Here is a 21,230-nt window from a genome sequence, read left to right as displayed (position 1 = left end):
CTGCCAGCTGAGCTAACTGCCCAAATTTTTAATTGCTGTTGAACACCAACAACAATTATATATATTAAATGCATTGAGGTAATTTGTCAACGGTTTTAGCAAAAAAAATAATCAGATTTAAAAGCCCTGATGCGACTATGCTATAATAGAACCGCAATTCATGGTAAAAAATAACCTCTGCGACTCGATTCAAATGAATTTCAATCTTATTAACAACTCCATGGGGGAATAATTAATGGCTAAAAAGATATTGGTAGTTGATGACGAAAAACCGATTTCGGATATCATTAAATTTAATTTGGAAAAAGAAGGCTATGAAGTCGTGGTTGCCTATGATGGCGAAGAAGCCCTGGAAAAAGTTGAAAGCGAGCAGCCGGATCTGATCGTCTTAGACTTGATGCTGCCTAAGATCGATGGCTTGGAAGTTGCCAAGCGGGTCCGGGCTAAGCATACGACGCCGATTATCATGGTAACGGCTAAGGATTCCGAACTGGATAAGGTCTTAGGATTGGAACTGGGGGCCGATGACTATGTTACCAAGCCATTTTCCAACCGGGAGCTGGTAGCACGAGTCAAGGCCAACCTGCGCCGTCAAGAAGCTGCCGCAGCGCCAGCAGCCGAAGCCCAGAATGCCGATATTCAGGTTGGCGATTTGACGATTCATCCTGATGCCTACACGGTTACCAAGCGCGGCGAAAATATCAATCTGACGCACCGTGAGTTTGAGCTGCTGTATTATTTGGCACAGCATATCGGTCAGGTTATCAATCGTGAGCATTTGTTGCAGACGGTTTGGGGCTATGATTATTTTGGCGACGTACGGACGGTTGACGTGACGGTTCGGCGGCTACGCGAAAAAATCGAGGATAATCCAAGTCATCCGCAATGGCTGATTACTCGTCGTGGGGTCGGCTACTATTTGGCCAACCCAAGCCAAAACTAAAAAGGTTCGTTAGTTTTGAACAGCAAAATCAAATTTTATCAAACCATTCATTTTAAAATCGCCCTGGTGTTTGCTTTAATGCTGATGCTGACCTTGGAAGTCGTCGGGGCGGTTTTTGTGCGTCAGTTAGAGCAGGAAAACCTCAATACCTTCAAGCAGCAGATCGAGCTGCCGACCTATGTTGACAGTTCATTGGCCAAACAGCTGAGCCGCACCAATGAAAAGGCTGCTAACCGGCAAATCAAGCAGATTCTCTCTGAAGTCAAGAACAACAACATTTCTGAGATTCGCGTAGTTGATGCTAAGGGAATCGTGCGCGGTACCAGCAATGCCAGCAATCAAGACGTTGTTGGACAGCGAACGACCGATGAAGCCGTCAAGAATACGCTGCTCAACAATCGTTCCCATACTGAAAACATATACGACAACTCCAGTCACAACCGCTACTATGTCAACGTCATTCCTTTAGTTGGCGCAGCGACCAATAACGTCGTGGGCGCCGTTTATCTGCGGGCCAATCTGGAGAGCGTTTATGACAGCGTCAATGGTATTTCATTGATCTATCTTTCTGCCGCTCTGGTTACTGTGGTGCTTGGGCTTGGGCTGGCGGTCTTGATTTCGCGCGAGATTACGCGGCCAATTGAAGAGATGCGCAAACAGGCATTAAGAATCGCGCGAGGCGACTATTCTGGTCAGGTCAAGGTCATGGGAAACGATGAGCTTGGTCAGTTGGCGGGAGCGGTCAACAATCTGTCCGTCCGCGTAGAAGAGGCTCAAGAGTCAACCGATTCTGAGCGGCGGCGCTTGGACAGCGTCTTGTCGCATATGAGTGATGGGGTGCTGGCAACCAATCGGCGCGGCAACGTAACGATCATCAACAACATGGCCCTGCAGATGCTGGACATTGATTCAGAAGATGATGTCTTGGGCAAGTCGATTCTGGATGTCTTAGACGTGCGGCGCGACTATACGGTACGTCAGCTGATCGACAATTCGCAGCAGCAGACGTTGTTTGATTTAAACGTTGATGGCAATGACATGATCTTGAGTGCCTATTTTTCGCCAATTCAACGCGAATCAGGCTTTGTCTCTGGTTTGGTATGCGTCTTGCATGACGTTACCAGCCAGCAAAAAGAAGAACGTGAGCGCAAGGAGTTTGTTTCCAACGTCTCACACGAGCTGCGGACGCCACTGACCAGCGTTAAGAGCTACGTTGAGGCGTTAAGCGATGGCGCCTGGAAAGATCCCGAGATTGCGCCCCAGTTTTTGAAGGTCGTGCAGGATGAGACTGAGCGCATGATTCGGATGATCAATGACCTATTAAGCCTGTCGCGCATGGATTCGGGAACGGCCAAGCTGAATTTGGAATATGTAAACATCAACGAGCTGTTCAACTATATTCTGGATCGCTTTGATATGATCATCAAAAAAGAAGAGGATCCCAAAAAGAAGCGTTATACCATTGAGCGGCACTTTACGCACAAGGATCTTTGGGTTGAGATCGATCCGGATAAGTTTACGCAGGTCGTGGACAACATTATGAACAATGCCGTTAAATATTCGCCGGATGGTGGCGTGATTACCGCGCGCCTGCTGGAAACGCATAATCATGTGATTTTAAGCATCAGTGATCAAGGTCTGGGGATTCCAAGAAAGGATCTGAGCCATATTTTCGATCGCTTCTTCCGGGTTGACAAGGCCCGCAGCCGCAAACAGGGCGGGAGCGGACTTGGCCTGGCAATCTCAAAGGAAGTCGTCAACATGCTGGGTGGTCAGATCTGGGTCGACAGTGTGGAAGGCAAGGGCTCAACGTTTTATATCTCACTGCCTTACGTACCTTATGATGATGAAGGAGATGACTGGGATTAATGGCCAAAATCAAAGAAAACTGGCTGAGCATTTTATTAGCCGTGGTCGTCATTCTCAGTATGATCTTTTCGGCTTTGCTGTGGACGAACTCGCTTGGCTATGAATGGATTGCCAATAATGACTCGGAAAAAGGCGCCTCACAGCAGACGGCCCTGCAGTCAGTCGGCGATATCTATCTGCCAACGCAGGTGATCCTAACCAATTCTGATGAGTCGCAAAAGCTTTTGTATGGACAAAAAAAGAATCTGGTGCTGACGCTGCGCAAGGAGATGCAAAAATGGCAGCTGGCTGGTTTCCGCCGCGTTGCTCGCAATGATTCTTCAGCTTATCTGAACTATCTGCGCAATGATGATTCAATCATGCTGTCTTATCCAGATGCCATGGCAACGGGGATCTTTAATCAGACGTTTTCAAAATCAATCGATACTCAAAAAATGCCGCACATCAACCATATCGTGATTCCGCTTAAGGGTCGCGATGTGGTCTATCTGCTTGATGATGATGATTTTACGGTCTATCGATTGAATATTACTCAAAACGCCAATCGGTCTAAGCTCAAAAAGCTGATCCAAAATTCGGGTCAGCGGATCGACGTTGATCATAAAATCGTTGATAATCAGCCAACCGTGACCTACCCACATGCCATTAAGCTGCCGGTCTTTGCCTACCAGTTGTCAACGCAGGATATTGACAATCTGACGCAGAATCTGCTGCGGTCGACCAATTCCTCAGCGTTCACCGTCAAGAAAAAGGGCAATGATACGACCTATATGGATGGGGCCAGCAAACGGCTTGACTATCATCGCGATACGCATACGGTCAGTTTCAACAATTATCTGGGCAAGGACAGCACCTATCAGGGAGCCAGCCTGTATCGTCATCTGTATAAACGCTTGACGGCTACGGGGACGAATCTTGATTGGATGCGTTTTGACTCAGTTAATGAAAAAAAGCAGACCATCGTTTTCCGCAGCTATGTTGAAGGCTTCCCGATCTTTAATGAGCATGGCTATGGCGCGGTTAAGCTGCAGGCCAATGCGGATGGCGTCGAACGCGGTCAGTTGTCATTGTTTGGACTTGGCATACCGTTGCCGATCAAGGAGTCGCGAGTCAAACTGCCGCCTTCTTCAGTCGTCTATAATGAGCTGCGGCAGGCTGGCAAGGATAAGGATATTACTGGCTTGAGAATCGGCTATCGCTGGGATGATCAGAATGCGGACAGTAAAGTCGTTAAACTGGAGCCAACCTACTATATCTACTATCATGGCAAGTGGGTTGCCTACCAGACGCTGATCGACGATAAATAGGAGGACGCGGCATGAATTTTAAACGAATTCAATGGATCTTCGTGATTGCCTTTGCGATCTTTGATATCGTCTTAGCCAGCTATTTTTTAATCGGCACTCACTTTACGGCGATGGTCAAGCAACAGAGTCAACAGCAGCTGATCTTAAAGGAAATGCATAATGACGAGATCAGTTTTGCTGAACTTTCCACCAAGCAGCCAATGGGATATTATATTTCCGCCAACCGAGCCAACAGTCAGCTGACCAATGCTGCTGCCAAGCTTGACGATCAGACGGTGCGCTTGAGCAATGGAACCTTAATCAGTGAATTGGACGTGCCATTTAAAGTCAGCGTGCTGAATCCAGAACGGCAGCTGAACGACTACATTAAAAATTCGCGTCACGTCTTATACGGATCGCACTATGTCTACAACAAGGCCTTGTCCAGTTCCAGCACGATCGTCTATACCCAGATGATGGAAGGGCGCCCGGTGCTGGGGAGTGAAGGCCAGCTGCGCTTTAAGATCGGCAGGAATCATAAAGTCTATGCCTATACGCAGACTTATCTGAACAACATTCAAGTCTTAAGGCCACGCTCAGTCACGATCAGTCAGCAGGAAGCCGTGACCTGGCTGTATAAGCATAACTATATTCCCAACAACTCAAAGATTCACTGCGCAAAACTTGGCTATACCAAAACCTTGCTGACTAAGGATCAAGCAGTGTATGTGCCAACCTGGTACGTTGAGATCAAGACCAAGAATTCTGATGACGTCCAGCGCCTCAGGGTCAATGCATTCAATAGCACGCTGATGCGCGACACGCCACAAGAAATTGATACGACGCAGCTGAATCAATAACCAAAAGAAGGAAAACAGCAGTGACAAATTCGGATGACAAGCTTTACTACAGTATTTTAGCCAGCGGCAGCTCAGGCAATGCCACCTATTTAGAAACCGCGCATCATCGAATTCTGATTGACGCGGGACTTAGCGGTAAGCGTTTGGAAGAGCGCATGCAGGCAATTGGCCGCTCGCTTAATGATGTTGAGGCGCTGTTCGTAACCCATGAGCACAGCGATCACGTTCAAGGCGTCGGCGTTTTGGCCCGGCGCTATGGCATGGACGTTTATGCCAATGCTAAAACCTGGCAGGCAATGGCTAAAAAAGTGGGCCAGATCCCGCTGGCTCAAAAAAACATAATTGAGCCTGGCAAGGTAAAGGACTTTGGTGATCTGGAAGTCGAAAGCTTTGCCGTTTCACATGATGCTGCCTGTCCTCAGTTTTACCAGATGCACCACGATAATCAGACCTTCTGTATTTTAACGGATACGGGCTATGTTTCGCAGCGCGTGGCTAAAACGATTGAAAATGCGGATGCCTATTTGATGGAGTGCAACCATGACACTGAAATGCTTAGAATGGGACCATACTCCTGGCCGCTCAAGCAGCGGATTCTAAGCGATGAGGGGCATCTTTCCAATGAGGAGAGTGCCCAGGCGCTTTTGGACGTAATCGGCACCAACACGAAACAGGTCTTTTTGGGGCATCGCAGTCAGCACAACAATATTCGCTCGCTGGCTCATCTAACGGTTGCCACGATTTTAGAGCAGCATGATCTGGGCGTGGATCAGGATTTTGACTTAAAGGATGCCGAGCCCGATCAGCCAAGCAAGCTGCTGGCTTTGTAAATATTTCAACTAATATTCATACTTTTTTGTTATACTGAAAAAAAACAAAGGAAGTATTAGATTATGGCAGGCAAGCAGTTAATCGTCAAAGTTGCAGGGGTAGGACTTTTAGCGGGCTTGATTGGTGGCGGTGTTTCGTATGGCGTGGGTAATGCGATCGTCACTCATCAGCAAAACGCAGCTACCAAAGTGCCATCTGGATCAAACAAGTCTGGGGGCACTAAGATCAATAAAAATGAAGATACCAAGAGCAATCAGTCAACTGAAGCCTATAATGCGGTCAAGGGGGCCGTGGTCAGCGTCATCAACAAGCAGGCCAGCTCTTCTGACGACAATGATATTTTGTCAATGTTTGGTGCGGATTCAGATTCATCCAGCTCTAGTTCCGGTTCGCTGCAGACGGCCAGTGAAGGTTCAGGAGTAATCTATAAGAAGTCAGGCAATGCTGCCTATATCGTTACCAACAATCACGTGGTTTCTGGGGCCAGCGCGCTGCAGGTAATCATGAGCAACGGCAAGAAGGTCCAGGCTGAACTGGTTGGTACGGACTCAACGACTGACCTGGCCGTTTTAAAGATCAGTGCCGCTAACGTAACGACGGTTGCTAAGTTCGGCAATTCCAACTCGATCAAGGCTGGTCAAGATGTCTTGGCAATTGGTTCGCCAATGGGCAGCGAATATGCCAACACGGTTACGAAAGGGATCATTTCGGCGCCAAAACGAACGATCAGTGCCAGCTCAAGCAACTCAGGCACCAATACCACGGTCATTCAAACTGACGCGGCGATCAATGCCGGTAATTCAGGTGGTCCGCTGGTCAACATGGCTGGGCAGGTCATCGGTATCAACTCAATGAAGCTGGCCAGCGACAGTCAAGGAACCAGCGTTGAAGGGATGGGCTTCTCGATTCCAAGCAATGAGGTCGTGCGGGTCATCAATCAATTGGTAGCCAATGGCAAGATTACGCGGCCATCGCTTGGCATTGAGATGATCGATCTGAGCAATGTGGATGGTCAAGACCAGCAAGACATCCTGAAGCTGCCAAAGAGCATTACCAAAGGGGTCGTAGTTATGAAGGCTCAGAGCGGCTCGGCAGCTGATCAGGCGGGAATTCAAAAGTATGACGTAATTACCAAGATCAACAATAAAAAAGTTAATGATGGCGGTGATCTGAAGACTCAGCTCTACAAGTACAAGGTTGGCGACACGATTAAGCTGACGCTGTATCGGCAAGGCAAACAGCAGACGGTATCGGTTAAGCTGACTCAGTCTGCCAGCGCCGACAGCAGCAGCTCATCAAACAACCAGTAGCTTAAAAACGTGTTCTTAATGATTAATTGATTGTTAAGATCACGTTTTTTATTTGACGAATTATCCACAATTTCTGTGGATAAATGTTCCAAAAACGGTGGATAACTTTAAATTAGCTGGCTTTGCCGCCACGTTTCGTGTAAAAGACTGCGATTTAAAAAATAAGAATCAAATTCCTTAATATCAGTACTTTTAGTTATCCACAAGTAAAGATTGCAGAATTGTGGAAAACCCTTTATCATATTTATTGATGATTGATAAACACAGTTATATCAATGGGTTTGACCGTTGAATGCAAACGGCTGTTTTGGTTTTGAACTGTGGATAACTAGTCGTGGTCAGTTGGGAGAAGAATTGGTATAATTACCGAACAATTGATTAGAAGGAGTTTTAAATGAACATTAAGATAATTGGGGTTGGCAAATTAAAGGAAAAATACTTTAAGGCCGGAATTGCTGAATATGCCAAGCGTTTGGGGAGATACTGCAAGTTTGAGATCGTGGAGGTCCCGGATGAAAAAGCACCCGAATCGCTGAGCCAAGCCGAGATGGATGAGGTTATGGCCAAAGAAGGCGAACGCATCCTAAGCAAGATTAAGGATCGCGAGTACGTTTTTGCCCTGGCAATCAATGGCAAGGAACGCAGCTCGGAAGAATTTGCCCAGACGCTTAATCAGTTGGCAACTTATGGTCACAGCGACATTACGTTTGTGATTGGCGGATCTTTGGGGCTGAGTCCGGCTGTCTTAAAACGGGCCAATGAGCAGATCTCGTTTGGACGCTTTACGCTGCCTCACCAATTGATGCGGCTGGTTTTGACTGAACAGATCTACCGGGCCTTTACGATTATCAATGGTCTTCCCTATCATAAATAAAGGTGCGCTGAATTATGAAATATTCTCATCGTTTAAGTGATGCCGTGCATATTCTGACCTATCTGGAGATCTATCATGGGCAAAAAATCAGCAGTCAGGATCTGGCCGCCAGCGTGGATGCCAATCCCAGCCTGATTCGCAGTCTAATTGCCAAAATGGTCAGGGCCGGCATTCTCAAGCCAAAGTCAGACGCGCCGGCACCACAGCTGAGTCGCCCGGCAGCTGAGATCACGCTGCTGGATGTGTATTATGCAGTTGAAGAAAATCACCATCTGCTGCATATCGATGAACAGACTAATCAGCAGTGTCCAGTCGGTAAAAACATTCAGCCGGTACTAGGCAAGGCCTATGATCAGATCCAGGCAGCTGCAGAAGCCATGATGAAGCAGATTACACTGCAGGATGTCGTTGACGAGGTGGCTGATCGAATCAAATAAAAAAGACGCTCAATTGTTGAGCGTCTTTTTTATCAAGAGTGGAAACGCGTTTTCTAGGCGATGATCTGTCTTGATATGATTTATATGATTTGGTGATGATTAAGCAGTCTGATTAATGCGGCACCTTAAGCATGAACCAGTCATGCAGCAGATAATGATGCCCGGCCGTCAGATCATACTGAACCATGCGATAGTCGTCAAACAGCCGCATCTGCTTTAGAGAAAGCGTCGTCTGCAGGCCGTCTTGATCAACGTATTCAACGGCCGTGCTGTGTGGACGGTTGCTGTGACTGTGAACGTTGGGATCCAGCGTAATGGCCGGCAGTTTTTCATGAACCTGTGTCAAGAGCGCGTAATATGGTGAAACCTTGAGATCCATCTGCGCCATTGCCATTGGGATAAACTCGTTTGGACTGACGATCTTGGCTTTGTCAACGCGGCTGTGATTGATTTTTTGAGCAGCTGGATTGCTATAGATAAAGTAGTCGGTTTCGTGCATCACCAGCCCATGCTCAGCCATCGAAACGCCATTGTAGATACCGGGCAGATGGTCGCCATACCAGACAACGGTGGTCGGCTGGCTGCTTTGGTCTAACCGGCTGATGAATTTTTTCAGTGCCTCGTCAGTATAGTGGATGCCCTGTGTGTAGGTCTCGATCTGCTGCTGAGCCTGAGGAGTTCGGTAGGCCGTTCCGCTGACCTTGTAGTTGTTGTGATGATAAAAATTGTCGTATGGCATATGGTTTTGCATGGTGGCCAATTGGATGAACTGGTTGCCATGATGATTCCTAAGATTTAACAATACCTGCTGATAGGCAGACCAGTCATCAATGCGGGGACTGTTGTCGATCTTATGCGTATAGGAAAGTCGGCTGCCGCCATCAAGATGATAGAAACGGTTGAAACCAAATTTGCGATAGACTTTTACACGGCTGTATAGATTGGCGGTAAACGGATGAATTCCATCACTGTAAGAAAACAGCTGATTAATGGATACGGCTCGTTTTTGGTAGGGAACCAGCTGGGAATATGGCGTTGGCATGGTTGGCGAAAAGTTGACGATAGAAAGTCCGGTCAAGGCTTGATATTCCATATTGGCCGTCCCGCCGCCATAACCAGTGCTGATCATCAAGCCGCTGGTCGTACGATGCTTGAGCTGGTCCAGATAAGGCAGTGGATTGCCGCTGACTTTTAGATCCGGCACGCGACGCGGATCAGCAAAACTCTCGCTTAAGATAAAGACGAGTCGCTGATTGCCAACGCTGGCGTGAGTTCGCTGCCGGTTGATGATTTTAGCCTGCTGACGATATTTTTGACCGATTTTTTCCATGCGAGCTTTTGAATATCCCTTGGGTTTGTCCATTACGCGAACGTCAACGTTATTGGCAAACTGCAGGAGCGTACCGTTAACCTTGGCACCACGCAGCTGCGCGTAAAAATAAGGCGTGTCGTCGACTTTCTCAGCCCAGCGATAGGTTGGTGAGTTGGTGTGATTGATAAAGGCAAAACCGCTTAGATAAAGGATGGCAGCCGCACCGATCAGATAGCGCCACTGAATCTTAAGGCGGTATTTTCGACCATGGCGAATCTCGATTGCTACGGCAAAGCCAAGCAGAACGATGACGACACCCCCTGCGGCCAGCAGAATCGTTGGCTCGACCATGCCCAGCATTTCTTTAGGTGCGGTTAGCGTAGCCAGGTCAGTTGGCAGAATCGGCTCAGCCCGTGCTTGAATCTTAAGCAGCGAGGCAGTCAGCCAGCCGCCATAGATAATGATCGTTAAAGCACTGCTGAGCCACCAGCGATTGGTCAAGGCCATTAAAATTCCGGCCAGGGCCATCATGATCATTACATTGGCCCAGACGATGGCATTATGATCTGTGATGATCCACTGCAGCATGTTGAGCTGCCAGTTCCAAAGGTAGCCAAACGACCAGATCGTCATTCCCCAGATAACGGCGGCGGTCAATAGAAACGGCCAGCATTTGGCAAAGGTTTTCTTTAAAACGTCCCAGCCAGCACCTAAATCAAACTTAAGCTGCCAGTCAAAGCGGGTCGTCCACTGACTGAGCAAAACGGCAAGGCTCCAGCTGACGGCCCAGCCTGCTGCAATAGCAATCGATAGGTGCCAGCGTGGCTGATACTTTAAGAACGGTACGAATAGTTTGGGGATGGCCAGCAAATTAAGCATCAAACCGCCCAAAATGGCATAAAAGCTGCTTAATGATCGTGATGACAGCAGCTTGACCAGCGTGATGATGACCAGGATTGCCATTGCCAGGTAGGTGTTTTGAAAGGCGTTGATGGCGACCTGATAGTGAGTGGTCAAAAGCAGACCATCATGCGGATTATAGCTCAGCTGATTGATATTGAACCAGGCAGCCAGACACATTGCCAAAAAGACCAGCAGATCGCCAATTATCAGCCAGCTGGTCTTTAATGACTGCAGCAGTGCCTGATCGCTGCCCAGCCAATCACCCATGGCAAAAAGGTAGCTAAACCATAAAAAGCTGCTGCCGCCTGCCAGACCTAAGACCCCCACGGCATGGTTGAGATTGAGCAGCCAAATCGCCAGCGTCAAGATAAGCAAAGTACGCCGGCGCTGTTTAATCGTGAATTGATGCAGCCGCTTTTTCAGCCAGGGGGAGAAAAGCAGCAGCACCAAATAGGCCAGCCAGGTCACAAAGATGTTTTGGACGACATAGCGCTCATCAGAAGGGACACTTTCCAAAACGGCCGGCTGCGTAAGATGATTGGCCAAGCCAAACAAGATCAGGCCGGTTCCCGCTGATAGAATCACGGCGGTTTGCCGATGCGGGATCTTGATGTCAAAAGCTCCCAGCATCATTGGCAGAATCAAAACGCTCAAAGCAGCTGCGTTTTTAATCAGCCATAAAAATAAAAAAGACTGGCCAGCAGCATGAGAAAGCATTTGGCGAGCGGTAGTGCTGACCGCGACTGTCGTGATCAAAAGGACAGTTAGCCAAAGCATGCTGAACCAGTTGATGGTTAATTTCTTTAACTTCAATTTAAATCTGCTATATAAAATGTAGAATAACGTAGAAACCGTAATACAGTTTTCTATGTTATTAGAAAGAATATAGTTTTCCTTTCTTAATTTTATTTACTATCGTCAACATTAGTATTCCCATATCCTAACTAGAGGGTAATGACATTGACTAACTCTTATAGCTTGCGGGTGTAGCCCACCCATTAATTCTTTATAATAATGCAAGCAAGTTCATCACTGCATTTCTATCTCTATCCATAACAGCACCGCATGCATAACAAATATATTCGTTATGCTTAGTGTGATGTTTGATGTTGCCATTAAGACCGATTTTATCTTTACCTGTCTTAACAAACCCACATTGAGAACACCGTTGAGTGCTTGGATAAAACTTATCGGCTAATAATAAATGCTTGTTATACCATTCGCATTTATAAGTTAGCACCTGTCTGAAATAGCCAAATAACGACCGCTGTAATCCTTTAGAGGCAACATGGCTCATCTGCATTTGCTTTACGTCTAAATCTTCAATAACGATCTGATCATAATCATTAACCAGCTTAGTGGTGAATTTTTGGACAATGTCATGCTGGATATTGGCAACCCGCCGATAATCACGCTGCAACTTGGCTCTCGTCTTAACGTAATTGTTTGTCTGCGTTGCTTTCTGTCCATTTACTGCTCGTTTCCTAGCCAATAGACGTTGGTAATGCTTGATGCGCTTGTATAAATTATTTAGATTATGCGGTAAAGTGTTAATCCGCCCGTTAGTATAATTAAAATGCCCTACATTGACATCAACTGCCGTCTTTTTAGCGGTATCAGCTTTTGCTTCTGTCTTTCTTTCAAAGGGTAAGCTAGCCCAGTATTTACCGTTTTCCCGGTAAATTGAAACGACTTTTAATTCACCGTTCAACGATTTGGCACCATTAAACCGAATGTCGTACCATTTCTCAACACCATGCGGCTTATCTAAGCGCAACCTGCCATCAACAATCTTAGCCCGGTCAGTTTTAAATCCTTGTCTTGGAGCTTTCTTTGATTTGAACTTGGGCTTGCCCCAATCTGGTTGAGCCTTGTTAAAGAAGTTCTTCCAAGCCTTGCTAAGATCGGCAATTGCAAGCTGTAGGCACCGAGCGGATAGCTGATACTGCCAGTCAGCTTTATTGGCGACCAGTTCATCACGAACCTTGCGCTCATTTGGACGCAACTTTTTGTCTTCTAAAATCAACGAAGCATCGTACATATCATTCCAAAGCGCCAAGCCTTGATTCCAGCAGTAGCGCCGATAATCGCAAAGCTGATCAATCGCCTTTTGCATCGTTTTGTTCGGATACAGCCTGACCTTTTGCGTTCGGATCATCTTTTTCACCACCTTTCAAAGATTTGTCGTTTTGAATTTTAGTCTGATACTTTCGCAGACCAGATAAACGACCAGAAAAAACATGTATGATACTGACCATATCATCAATCATTTCTTGGCTGGGGCTAGTTTCCACGTTATTCAGCACCACGATTTTTGTGTCGTACATTTTACATAATCGTTCAAACCATTCATAACCAAAGCGAACAAATCTGTCTTTATAGGTAATGTAGATTGTATCAATTTCGTTCTGCATTACTTTTTCTAGCAGTTCGTTCCACTTTTTACGGTTATAGTCAAGCCCGCTGCCAATCTCAGTGATCGTATCGTCTAAGATAACACCCTTAGCATTAACGTATTGTCTAATAAAGCTAATTTGATTTTTTAAATCATCTTTTTGGCTATTATTTGACACTCTAGCGTAAGCCACGTTCAGACGTTTACTTTGCAATGATTGACCAGTATATTCCAGGTACTGTTCTTCTGTATAGTATCTTCGATTAGTGGGTGTTCGATAAGCTTTTAGAATTCCTTTTTTATCCCATATCTGTAAGGTTCTAACCGTAACACCTAATCGTTCAGCCATTTCTTTTGGTTTCATCATCGTCATAACAATAACCACCTACATTTTTTCTTTCTATGGTTATATTATAACGTATAATTCTATTTTATTCTGCGTTTTATTTAACAGTTAATCAGCTCCCTAACGTTTTCAAATATCTTCATATAATATCGAAACGGATTAGGCAGCAAAAATCAATCGACAAAGATCGGATGAGTGTCGCGTTAAAGTATTTAAAACGTTTAATGTCCCAATAGAGCAAATGAAATGACGGTTAGGTATTAGTGAATACGGATTAAGGAGCCTGCTGGGGATGGCTTTTTGAAGGAAATCAGATCATGAATGGCTACGGGGACGAGGACTAAAATTACCTACGATGCCTTGTTTTTTTGCCAATGATCGCCAAAACATAAAAAGTCCTGCAAAACTTCATGAGTCTTGCAGGACTTTGCTTAATCTTTTAATAGTTCTTTGGCAGCTTTAATCTGGGCTTCGACTTGAGCAAAGCCGGTTCCGCCTGCTGAATTCCGTCGTTCAACGGCTACTTTTGGCTGCAGCACGTGATAAACGTCTTCAGTGATCAAAGGACTGATCTTTTGATATTCCGCCAGGCTGATATCGCTAAGGTTCTTACCGGTCTTCAATCCCTTTAAGACCAGCTCGCCAACGATTTCGTGCGCCTGTCTAAATGGAATGCCTTTGCTGGCCAGATAGTCCGCCAGCTCAGTAGCATTTGAAAAATCATTGTGGACGGCATGTTCCATCTTATCTTGATTGACCTTCAACGTTTCAACCATGCCAGCCATGATCTTGAGACTGGGGATGATGGTTTTGACGGCATCAAAAACGCCTTCCTTATCCTCTTGCATGTCTTTATTGTATGCGAGTGGCAGGCCCTTCATGGTAGTCAAAAGTCCCATTAAGTCGCCATAGACCCGGCCAGTCTTGCCCCGAATCAGTTCTGCCGTATCAGGATTTTTCTTTTGCGGCATGATCGAGCTGCCCGTGGAATAGGCATCGGAAAGCTCAATATAGCCGAATTCATAGCTGCACCAGTAGATCAATTCCTCGCACATCCGCGACAGGTGCATCATCAAAATGCTGGCGCTGCTGAGAAATTCCAAGACAAAGTCACGATCAGATACCGCGTCCAGCGAGTTGTGATAAATATCTGAGAAACCAAGGTACTTCGCACTCAATTGACGGTCGATTGGAAAGGTCGTTCCCGCCAAAGCCGCCGCGCCCAACGGAGAGACGTCGGTATGCTGCATGTTGAATTGGAATCGTTCAGCGTCACGCTGCAGCATCTGGAAATATGCCATCAGATAATGACCATATGAGATCGGCTGGGCATGCTGCATGTGAGTATAGCCCGGCATGATGGTTTCAACATTGTCGCTGGCCTTGTCAACCAGGACCTGCTGCAGCTGCTTGATGGCCGTAATTACTTGAGGCAGCCGCTCTTTGACGTACAGATGCAGATCGGTGGCAACCTGGTCGTTTCGACTCCGCCCAGTGTGCAGCTTGCCGGCTACCGGACCGATTTCTGCCGTCAAGAGTGCCTCAATGTTCATATGAATGTCTTCATTTTCAATATTGAAAGACAGTTTGCCTTGCTTCAGCTTTTCAGCAAGCGTCTCCAGTCCTTTGATGATGGCATCGGCGTCGGCAGCGTCAAGGATCTTGGTTGCCTTAAGCATCTTGACATGGGCCAATGATCCTTGAATGTCTTCTTGGGCCATCTCTTGGTCAAAGGTGATTGAAGCCCCGAATTTATTTACCAAATCGGAGCCAGACTCTTCAAACCGTCCACCCCACATCCGCTTAATCGGCACTGATGGTTTCCCCCTTTACGCTAGGTTCAGATTGGTTCTTGGCAGCATTGGCCTGCACTTGAGCATAGACCTTGTCAGGCAGTTCCCAAAGCTTGATGAAGCCACCAGCAGCTTCCTGATCAAATTCATCGGCAGAGGTGTAGGTAGCCAGATTCTTGTCGTATAAGGAATTAGGTGACTTCCGACCTTCACAGACAACGTTGCCTTTAAACAACTTGACCCGAACCGTGCCGTTGACGTCTTTTTGCGTTTCTTTAATGAATGCTTGAATGGCTTTCATTAATGGCGAGTACCACAGACCATTGTAAATCAGGTTGGCCATCTTCAGTTCAACGACCGGCTTGAAGTGAGCTGCTTCACGTTCCAGAGTCAGGTCTTCCAGATCTTTGTGCGCCTTCAAAAGAACCGTAGCTGCAGGACATTCGTAGATTTCACGCGACTTGATACCGACCAGCCGATTTTCAACGTGATCGATCCGGCCAATTCCGTGCTTGCCGGCAATCTTGTCGAGCTTCATGATCAGTTCGGCCAGTGGCATGGCTTCACCGTTAAGGGCAACCGGCTTGCCGTGTGCGAATTGAATCTCCATGATTTCTGGCGTGTCCGGCGTTTTTTCAATTGGGTTGGTCCGGTCATAGGCGTCTTCTGGAGCGCTGGCCCATGGATCTTCAAGAATCCCACATTCATTGGCACGGCCCCACAGGTTTTCGTCAATCGAGTAGGGGCTTTCCATGGTGATTGGAACGGGAATGCCATTCTTCTTGGCGTAGTCGATTTCTTCTTCCCGTGACCAGTGCCAGTCACGAATTGGGTCTTCAATCTTCATGTCGGGAGCCAGTGCATGGATGCCGGCTTCAAAGCGAACCTGATCATTGCCTTTCCCAGTGCAGCCATGGGCGATGGCGGTAGCACCGTATTCCTTGGCAACGGCAACGAGCTTTTGAACAATCAGAGGTCGGGAAAGAGCAGAAACCAGGGGATATTCTTGTTCGTACATGGCATTACTTTGCAGAGCGGGCAGGACAAAGTTTTCCGCAAAGTCTTCTTTGGCATCGATAACGACGGATGCATAGGCGCCGACTTGACTTCCTTTGGCCTTGATGGCTTCCAGGTCCTTGCCTTCACCAACGTCAATACAGCATGCAATTACGTCGTAGCCTTTGTTCTTAAGCCAGGCAATAGCGACTGAGGTATCCAGGCCGCCAGAATAAGCTAAAACGATTTTTTCCTTTTCTTGTTTCATAAGTTCTTCCTCCGATATTTCTGTTTCTGATTGCTCTTAATTTATAATTGATTTATAAATTGTCATTAAATATACAGAAAAACGAATAAAAAGTCAACAATCCTTTATATTTTTTAGTTTTATGCAAAAGATAAACACGAGTAATCAAAGGCTGCATAATTGCGTCAAACGTTTGCAGCATGGTATTTCACGTCCTTGGGAACTAAAGTGAGAAAATGGTTAAAAATTTTTATCCATTTTTCTATGCACCAAGCAGGCCGTCATCAGTCAGCTTGCTTGGCTATTGATTCAATGTTTTTGAAAGCGATCTCAAAACGAAGCATATAAAAGGAAGAGAACCTTTTTGACTTGATAAAAAATATTTCACAAATGTGGTATTTTACACTTGTGTTATAACACGGATGTGATATAATAAAAAACGTAAAGGAAGTGAGCATGGTGCGAATCGACATCAAGCATTATTTGGACGTGAATCACTTGACGATCTATCAAGTGTCCAAACGATCCGGCTACGGCTACACGACCTTGCACAAATCGTTCAACAAGGAGCAGACCAGTGCCACGCCGCTGAATCTGCGCGACTTGGATGCTTTGGCGCGGGCACAGCACCGCAAAATGTGGGAAGTGCTAAAAGAGCTGGAAGAGCATTACTTAGAGCGATAATCGCATAGTGTAGCAGTAGGAGGTCGAGTGTAACAGCATTGGGCCTTTTATTGACCACTGATTTAGCGAACTACAATTGAATATCAACAATAGGGGGAATAGCTTATGGCACAAATTCCAGTAGATCCATTCGATGACATGAATGACATTTTTAACCAGATGATGGGCGGCTTGAACGGTTTTAATACCGAAAATCGCCGCTATCTGATCAATGGACGTGAAGTGACCCCAGAAGAGTACGCTCAGTATCGAAGAACCGGCAAGCTGCCGCAAGCAGATGTCAAGCAGCCAACTGCGAAGGCACCTAAAAAAGGCGGCATGCTGGCCAAGCTGGGGCGCAATCTAACCGAAGAAGCCAAGGCTGGCAAATTGGATCCAGTGATTGGCCGTAACAAAGAAATTCAAGAAACTGCAGAAATCCTCAGCCGCCGGATCAAGAACAATCCAGTCTTGGTCGGTGATGCCGGGGTTGGTAAGACGGCGGTCGTTGAAGGATTGGCCCAGGCCATCGTCAACGGCGACGTGCCAGCTGCAATTAAAAACAAGCAGATCATCAGCATCGACATTTCCAGTCTGGAAGCCGGGACGCAATACCGGGGCAGCTTTGAGGAAAACATGCAAAAGCTGGTTGATGAAGTCAAAAAAGCCGGCAACGTGATCCTGTTCTTTGATGAGATTCATCAGATCATTGGTGCCGGCAGCTCTGGCGATGGCAATGGCTCAAAAGGGATGTCCGACATTTTGAAACCCGCCCTGTCCAGAGGCGAGATTACGATTATCGGGGCTACGACGCAGGATGAATACCGCAACACGATCATGAAGGATGCAGCCTTGTCGCGGCGGTTCAATCCAGTGGTTGTCAACGCGCCAAGCAAGGAAGACACGTTTAAGATCCTACAGGGAATTCGGGGCCTGTATGAAAAGCACCATAACGTAACCTTGCCTGACAACGTCTTAAAAGCTGCTATCGACTACTCGGTTCAATATATTCCACAGCGCAGTCTGCCGGACAAGGCTATTGACCTGGTCGACATGACGGCCGCGCACCTGGCAGCCAAGCACCCAGTCAAGGATGCCAAGGAGATTGAAGCTGAGATCAAGCGGATTGAACAAGAACAGACCGCAGCCGCCGAAAAAGAAGACTATCAAAAGGCTCAAGAATGCAAGGATAAGATTGCCGAACTGAAAAAAGAACTGGCTGATCACTCGGCTTCCGAGAAAGTTACGGCAACGCCTAGCGATGTCGCTGACTCGGTAGAACGGCTGACTGGCATTCCGGTTTCTAAGATGGGCGCCAGTGATATTGAACGACTTAAAGGCCTGGCTGGGCGCCTCAAGAGCAAGGTCATCGGCCAAGATGAAGCCGTTGATGCCGTTGCCCGCGCAATTCGGCGGAACCGGGCCGGCTTTGATGAAGGCAATCGTCCGATCGGCAGCTTCCTGTTCGTTGGGCCAACGGGGGTCGGTAAGACTGAACTGGCTAAGCAGCTGGCTTTGGATATGTTTGGCAATAAAGACGATATTATTCGGTTGGACATGTCTGAATATGCTGACCGGACAGCCGTCTCCAAGCTGATTGGGACTACGGCTGGCTACGTTGGCTACGATGACAACAGCAACACGCTGACGGAAAAGGTTCGTCGTCATCCTTACTCAATCGTACTGCTTGACGAAATTGAAAAGGCTGATCCACAAGTCATTACGCTGCTTTTGCAGGTGCTGGATGATGGTCGGCTGACGGATGGACAAGGCAATACGGTCGACTTTAAGAACACGATCATTATTGCCACCTCCAATGCCGGCTACTCCAGCGATGCTATGATCAAGGCAGCCGACAATAAGGAAGAAAGCCTGACCAAGCGGCTGGAGCCATACTTCCGTCCTGAATTTCTCAACCGGTTCAACGCCATTGTCGAATTCCACCATCTGACTAAAGAAGATCTTAAGCAAATCGTTGACCTGATGCTTAAAGACGTCAACAAGACCCTGGCTAAGAAGGGCATGGACGTTGCAGTCAGCGAGGAAGCCAAGAACTTCTTGATCGACCAAGGCTATGATGAGGCAATGGGGGCTCGTCCATTACGGCGGGTCGTTGAACAGCAGATTCGCGACCAGGTTACCGACTACTATCTGGATCATCTGGACGTTAAGCACCTGCGCGCCGACATGCAGGATGGCAAGCTGGTTATCAGTGAAAACAAAGACTATCAGACACCAAAAGCAGAATAAGCAAATCAAAAAGAGCTGGCCAAAAAGCCAGCTCTTTTTTTATCGGCGTTGATTTAAGTAGATGGCCAAAACGACGATCAGCGCCAAGACGATAATCGCCAGTCGCGGATTAGCCTTGAACAGTTCATGAAACAGATGATACTGGCCGATTCCCAATGGCATTGAGTCAAACATGGTTGTTCATTCCTTTTTAAACCTTTCAGCAATAACTGCCAGATTTAACTATATTTCGAAAAATTATAGCGCAATTAAGTTGTTGGTTCGAATCAAAAGGTGCGTTAGAATAAAAAAAGCAAGCGAAAGGAAGGTAGAACAATGCTTTTAACGACGTGGCAGATTATCAAGTTGATTATTTGGGGAATCATCTTAATCAACGAAATTGCCGCGCTTTATACGGTGTTTCGTGAAAAGCGCGATATTGCCGCGACCTGGGCATGGCTGCTGGTCTTAACCCTAATCCCGGTGCTGGGCTTTATCCTATATGCATTTTTGGGACGCAAGCTGCCGCAGGACAAGATGGAGCGGATCCAATCGCAGACGGAACTGGAACTGAGCGCGGCCTTAGAAGAACAGAAAAAGCAGTTTTTGGATATGCCGCGGCCTAAAAAACAGACCATGCGTATGTATCGACGGACGATCATGCTGTTTCAAAGCATCGACAACGCATTTTTGACCCGGCATAATCAGGTTGATATCTATACGGATGGGCAAAGGCTGTTTCAAAAGATGTTTGATGATTTATCCAATGCACAAAAAAGCATCCATATTGAGTTTTACACGATCTATAACGACCGGATCGGCAATCAGCTGCGTACGCTGTTGGAACAGAAGGCAGCAGAAGGCGTTGAGGTCCGAGTTTTATATGACTCGTGGGGATCGATGGGCGTTAAGCGCAGTTTTTATGATGCTTTAAGACAAAATGGCGGTTTGGCGGAACCTTTCTTGATGACGCACAGCAACTTGTTTGATTTTCGGCTGAACTATCGTGATCACCGAAAAATCGTCACTATTGACGGCAAAATCGGCTACGTGGGCGGCTTTAACGTAGGTGACCAGTACTTGGGAAGACTGCCTAAGTTTGGCTATTGGCGTGATACGCATCTGCGCGTGATCGGTGGCGGCGTCTACTCATTGCAGCAGCGATTTATTCGTGACTGGAATGCCTCCCAACGCCACGTCCAGGACAAGATCATCCACTATCGGCCATATTTCCCACCGATTACGGTTAAACAGGGCAACACCGCTTTGCAGATCGTTTCCAATGGTCCTGAATCACCATTGGAAAAAATCAAGCTTGGCTATCTGCGGCTGATCAACGCGGCGCAGGATCATATCTGGATTCAAACGCCTTATCTAATTCCTGACGACAGTGTCTTGGATGCTTTGCGGATTGCCATTCATTCTGGTGTCGACGTTCGCATCATGATTCCATGCAAGCCGGACCATCCTTTTGTCTACCGAGCAACGCAGTACTATGCTCGTCAGCTGGCTAACGAAGGGGCAACGATCTATTTTTATCAAAATGGCTTCCTGCATGCCAAAACCATGGTCGTAGATGGCAAGATGGCTTCAGTTGGATCGGCCAACCTCGATTTTCGCAGCTTCAAGCTTAACTTTGAAATCAATGCCTTTATGTATGACCATCACATCACGGATCAACTAGAACAGATCTTTGTTAATGATATTCGTAACTGTAAGGTAATGACGCCGGAAATGTTCGCGGCTCAACCAGTATGGCTGCGCTTTAAGCAAACGTTCTCGCGCCTGTTTTCACCGATTCTGTAATGCTGGATGGGCGGTACAATAAAAAACACGATGACCAGGGATTGGCCATCGTGTTTTTTATTTCAACGGGTTAGGACGTCAGCTGGACTGACACATCGAAAAAGTTATCATTGAGGCGATTAAAAACCAC

17 protein-coding genes are annotated in these 21,230 nt (G+C 46.8%); 11 read left to right on the top strand and 6 right to left on the bottom strand.

Annotated elements, in window-relative coordinates:
- Positions 1 to 235 precede the first annotated feature (235 nt).
- The 8 genes from yycF (at position 236) to FC47_RS04510 (ending at position 8,410) form a co-directional block, all read left to right on the top strand.
- Positions 236 to 943 (top strand): response regulator YycF, encoded by a 708-nt coding sequence (gene yycF, locus FC47_RS04545; RefSeq protein WP_006500887.1) that lies wholly within the window; start codon positions 236 to 238, stop codon positions 941 to 943.
- 15 nt (positions 944 to 958) lie between these two features.
- Entirely contained in the window at positions 959 to 2,812 is a 1,854-nt protein-coding gene (gene walK, locus FC47_RS04540) for a cell wall metabolism sensor histidine kinase WalK (protein WP_006500888.1), read from the top strand.
- Positions 2,812 to 4,119 carry a YycH family regulatory protein gene (locus FC47_RS04535; protein WP_006500889.1) on the top strand — a complete coding sequence of 436 codons (1,308 nt, stop codon included), beginning with the start codon at positions 2,812 to 2,814 and terminating at the stop codon, positions 4,117 to 4,119. Before walK ends, FC47_RS04535 begins: the two co-directional genes overlap by 1 nt.
- Before the next feature lie 11 nt (positions 4,120 to 4,130).
- Positions 4,131 to 4,958 carry a two-component system regulatory protein YycI gene (locus tag FC47_RS04530; protein ID WP_006500890.1) on the top strand — a complete coding sequence of 276 codons (828 nt, stop codon included), beginning with the start codon at positions 4,131 to 4,133 and terminating at the stop codon, positions 4,956 to 4,958.
- A 20-nt stretch (positions 4,959 to 4,978) separates the two neighbouring features.
- Entirely contained in the window at positions 4,979 to 5,788 is an 810-nt protein-coding gene (locus FC47_RS04525; RefSeq protein ID WP_056968145.1) for an MBL fold metallo-hydrolase, read from the top strand.
- Positions 5,789 to 5,851: 63 nt separating this feature from the next.
- Positions 5,852 to 7,099, top strand: a complete 1,248-nt coding sequence (locus FC47_RS04520) for a S1C family serine protease (RefSeq protein ID WP_056968143.1) — start codon at positions 5,852 to 5,854, stop codon at positions 7,097 to 7,099.
- Between the two features lie 394 nt (positions 7,100 to 7,493).
- On the top strand, positions 7,494 to 7,973 hold the full coding sequence (gene rlmH, locus FC47_RS04515; protein ID WP_056968141.1) for a 23S rRNA (pseudouridine(1915)-N(3))-methyltransferase RlmH: 480 nt from the start codon (positions 7,494 to 7,496) through the stop codon (positions 7,971 to 7,973).
- Between the two features lie 14 nt (positions 7,974 to 7,987).
- Positions 7,988 to 8,410 carry an Rrf2 family transcriptional regulator gene (locus tag FC47_RS04510; RefSeq protein WP_056968139.1) on the top strand — a complete coding sequence of 141 codons (423 nt, stop codon included), beginning with the start codon at positions 7,988 to 7,990 and terminating at the stop codon, positions 8,408 to 8,410.
- A 112-nt stretch (positions 8,411 to 8,522) separates the two neighbouring features.
- On the opposite strand, the gene FC47_RS04505 is transcribed toward FC47_RS04510, so the two are convergent.
- The 5 genes from FC47_RS04505 to FC47_RS04485 form a co-directional block, all read right to left on the bottom strand.
- Positions 8,523 to 11,438: an LTA synthase family protein gene (locus FC47_RS04505; RefSeq protein ID WP_056968137.1), complete on the bottom strand. Its 2,916-nt coding sequence runs from the start codon at positions 11,436 to 11,438 to the stop codon at positions 8,523 to 8,525.
- A 193-nt stretch (positions 11,439 to 11,631) separates the two neighbouring features.
- Complete coding sequence (locus tag FC47_RS04500; protein ID WP_080890504.1) at positions 11,632 to 12,783, bottom strand: RNA-guided endonuclease InsQ/TnpB family protein; 1,152 nt, start codon at positions 12,781 to 12,783, stop codon at positions 11,632 to 11,634.
- Positions 12,725 to 13,393: an IS607 family transposase gene (locus FC47_RS04495; RefSeq protein WP_006500897.1), complete on the bottom strand. Its 669-nt coding sequence runs from the start codon at positions 13,391 to 13,393 to the stop codon at positions 12,725 to 12,727. The genes FC47_RS04500 and FC47_RS04495 overlap by 59 nt, the downstream gene beginning before the upstream one ends.
- Before the next feature lie 404 nt (positions 13,394 to 13,797).
- Positions 13,798 to 15,180 carry an argininosuccinate lyase gene (gene argH, locus FC47_RS04490; protein ID WP_006500898.1) on the bottom strand — a complete coding sequence of 461 codons (1,383 nt, stop codon included), beginning with the start codon at positions 15,178 to 15,180 and terminating at the stop codon, positions 13,798 to 13,800.
- Positions 15,170 to 16,423: an argininosuccinate synthase gene (locus FC47_RS04485; RefSeq protein ID WP_006500899.1), complete on the bottom strand. Its 1,254-nt coding sequence runs from the start codon at positions 16,421 to 16,423 to the stop codon at positions 15,170 to 15,172. Before FC47_RS04485 ends, argH begins: the two co-directional genes overlap by 11 nt.
- Positions 16,424 to 16,861: 438 nt before the next feature.
- Between FC47_RS04485 and FC47_RS04480 the strand changes: the two genes are divergently transcribed.
- Both FC47_RS04480 and FC47_RS04475 read left to right on the top strand, forming a co-directional pair.
- Complete coding sequence (locus FC47_RS04480) at positions 16,862 to 17,086, top strand: hypothetical protein (RefSeq protein WP_033934622.1); 225 nt, start codon at positions 16,862 to 16,864, stop codon at positions 17,084 to 17,086.
- A 105-nt stretch (positions 17,087 to 17,191) separates the two neighbouring features.
- On the top strand, positions 17,192 to 19,315 hold the full coding sequence (locus FC47_RS04475) for an ATP-dependent Clp protease ATP-binding subunit (protein ID WP_056968135.1): 2,124 nt from the start codon (positions 17,192 to 17,194) through the stop codon (positions 19,313 to 19,315).
- Positions 19,316 to 19,354: 39 nt separating this feature from the next.
- Here the strand turns inward: FC47_RS04475 and FC47_RS11020 are convergent, their stop codons facing one another.
- Positions 19,355 to 19,489 (bottom strand): hypothetical protein, encoded by a 135-nt coding sequence (locus FC47_RS11020; protein WP_006500903.1) that lies wholly within the window; start codon positions 19,487 to 19,489, stop codon positions 19,355 to 19,357.
- A 141-nt stretch (positions 19,490 to 19,630) separates the two neighbouring features.
- On the opposite strand from FC47_RS11020, the gene cls reads away from it, so the two are divergent.
- Complete coding sequence (gene cls, locus FC47_RS04470) at positions 19,631 to 21,100, top strand: cardiolipin synthase (RefSeq protein WP_056968133.1); 1,470 nt, start codon at positions 19,631 to 19,633, stop codon at positions 21,098 to 21,100.
- Positions 21,101 to 21,230 lie beyond the last annotated feature (130 nt).

Source organism: Limosilactobacillus mucosae DSM 13345, from assembly GCF_001436025.1.
GTDB lineage: Bacteria > Bacillota > Bacilli > Lactobacillales > Lactobacillaceae > Limosilactobacillus > Limosilactobacillus mucosae.
Note: the sequence above shows the minus strand (reverse complement) of the source record. Positions and strands in the feature narration are given on the sequence as shown.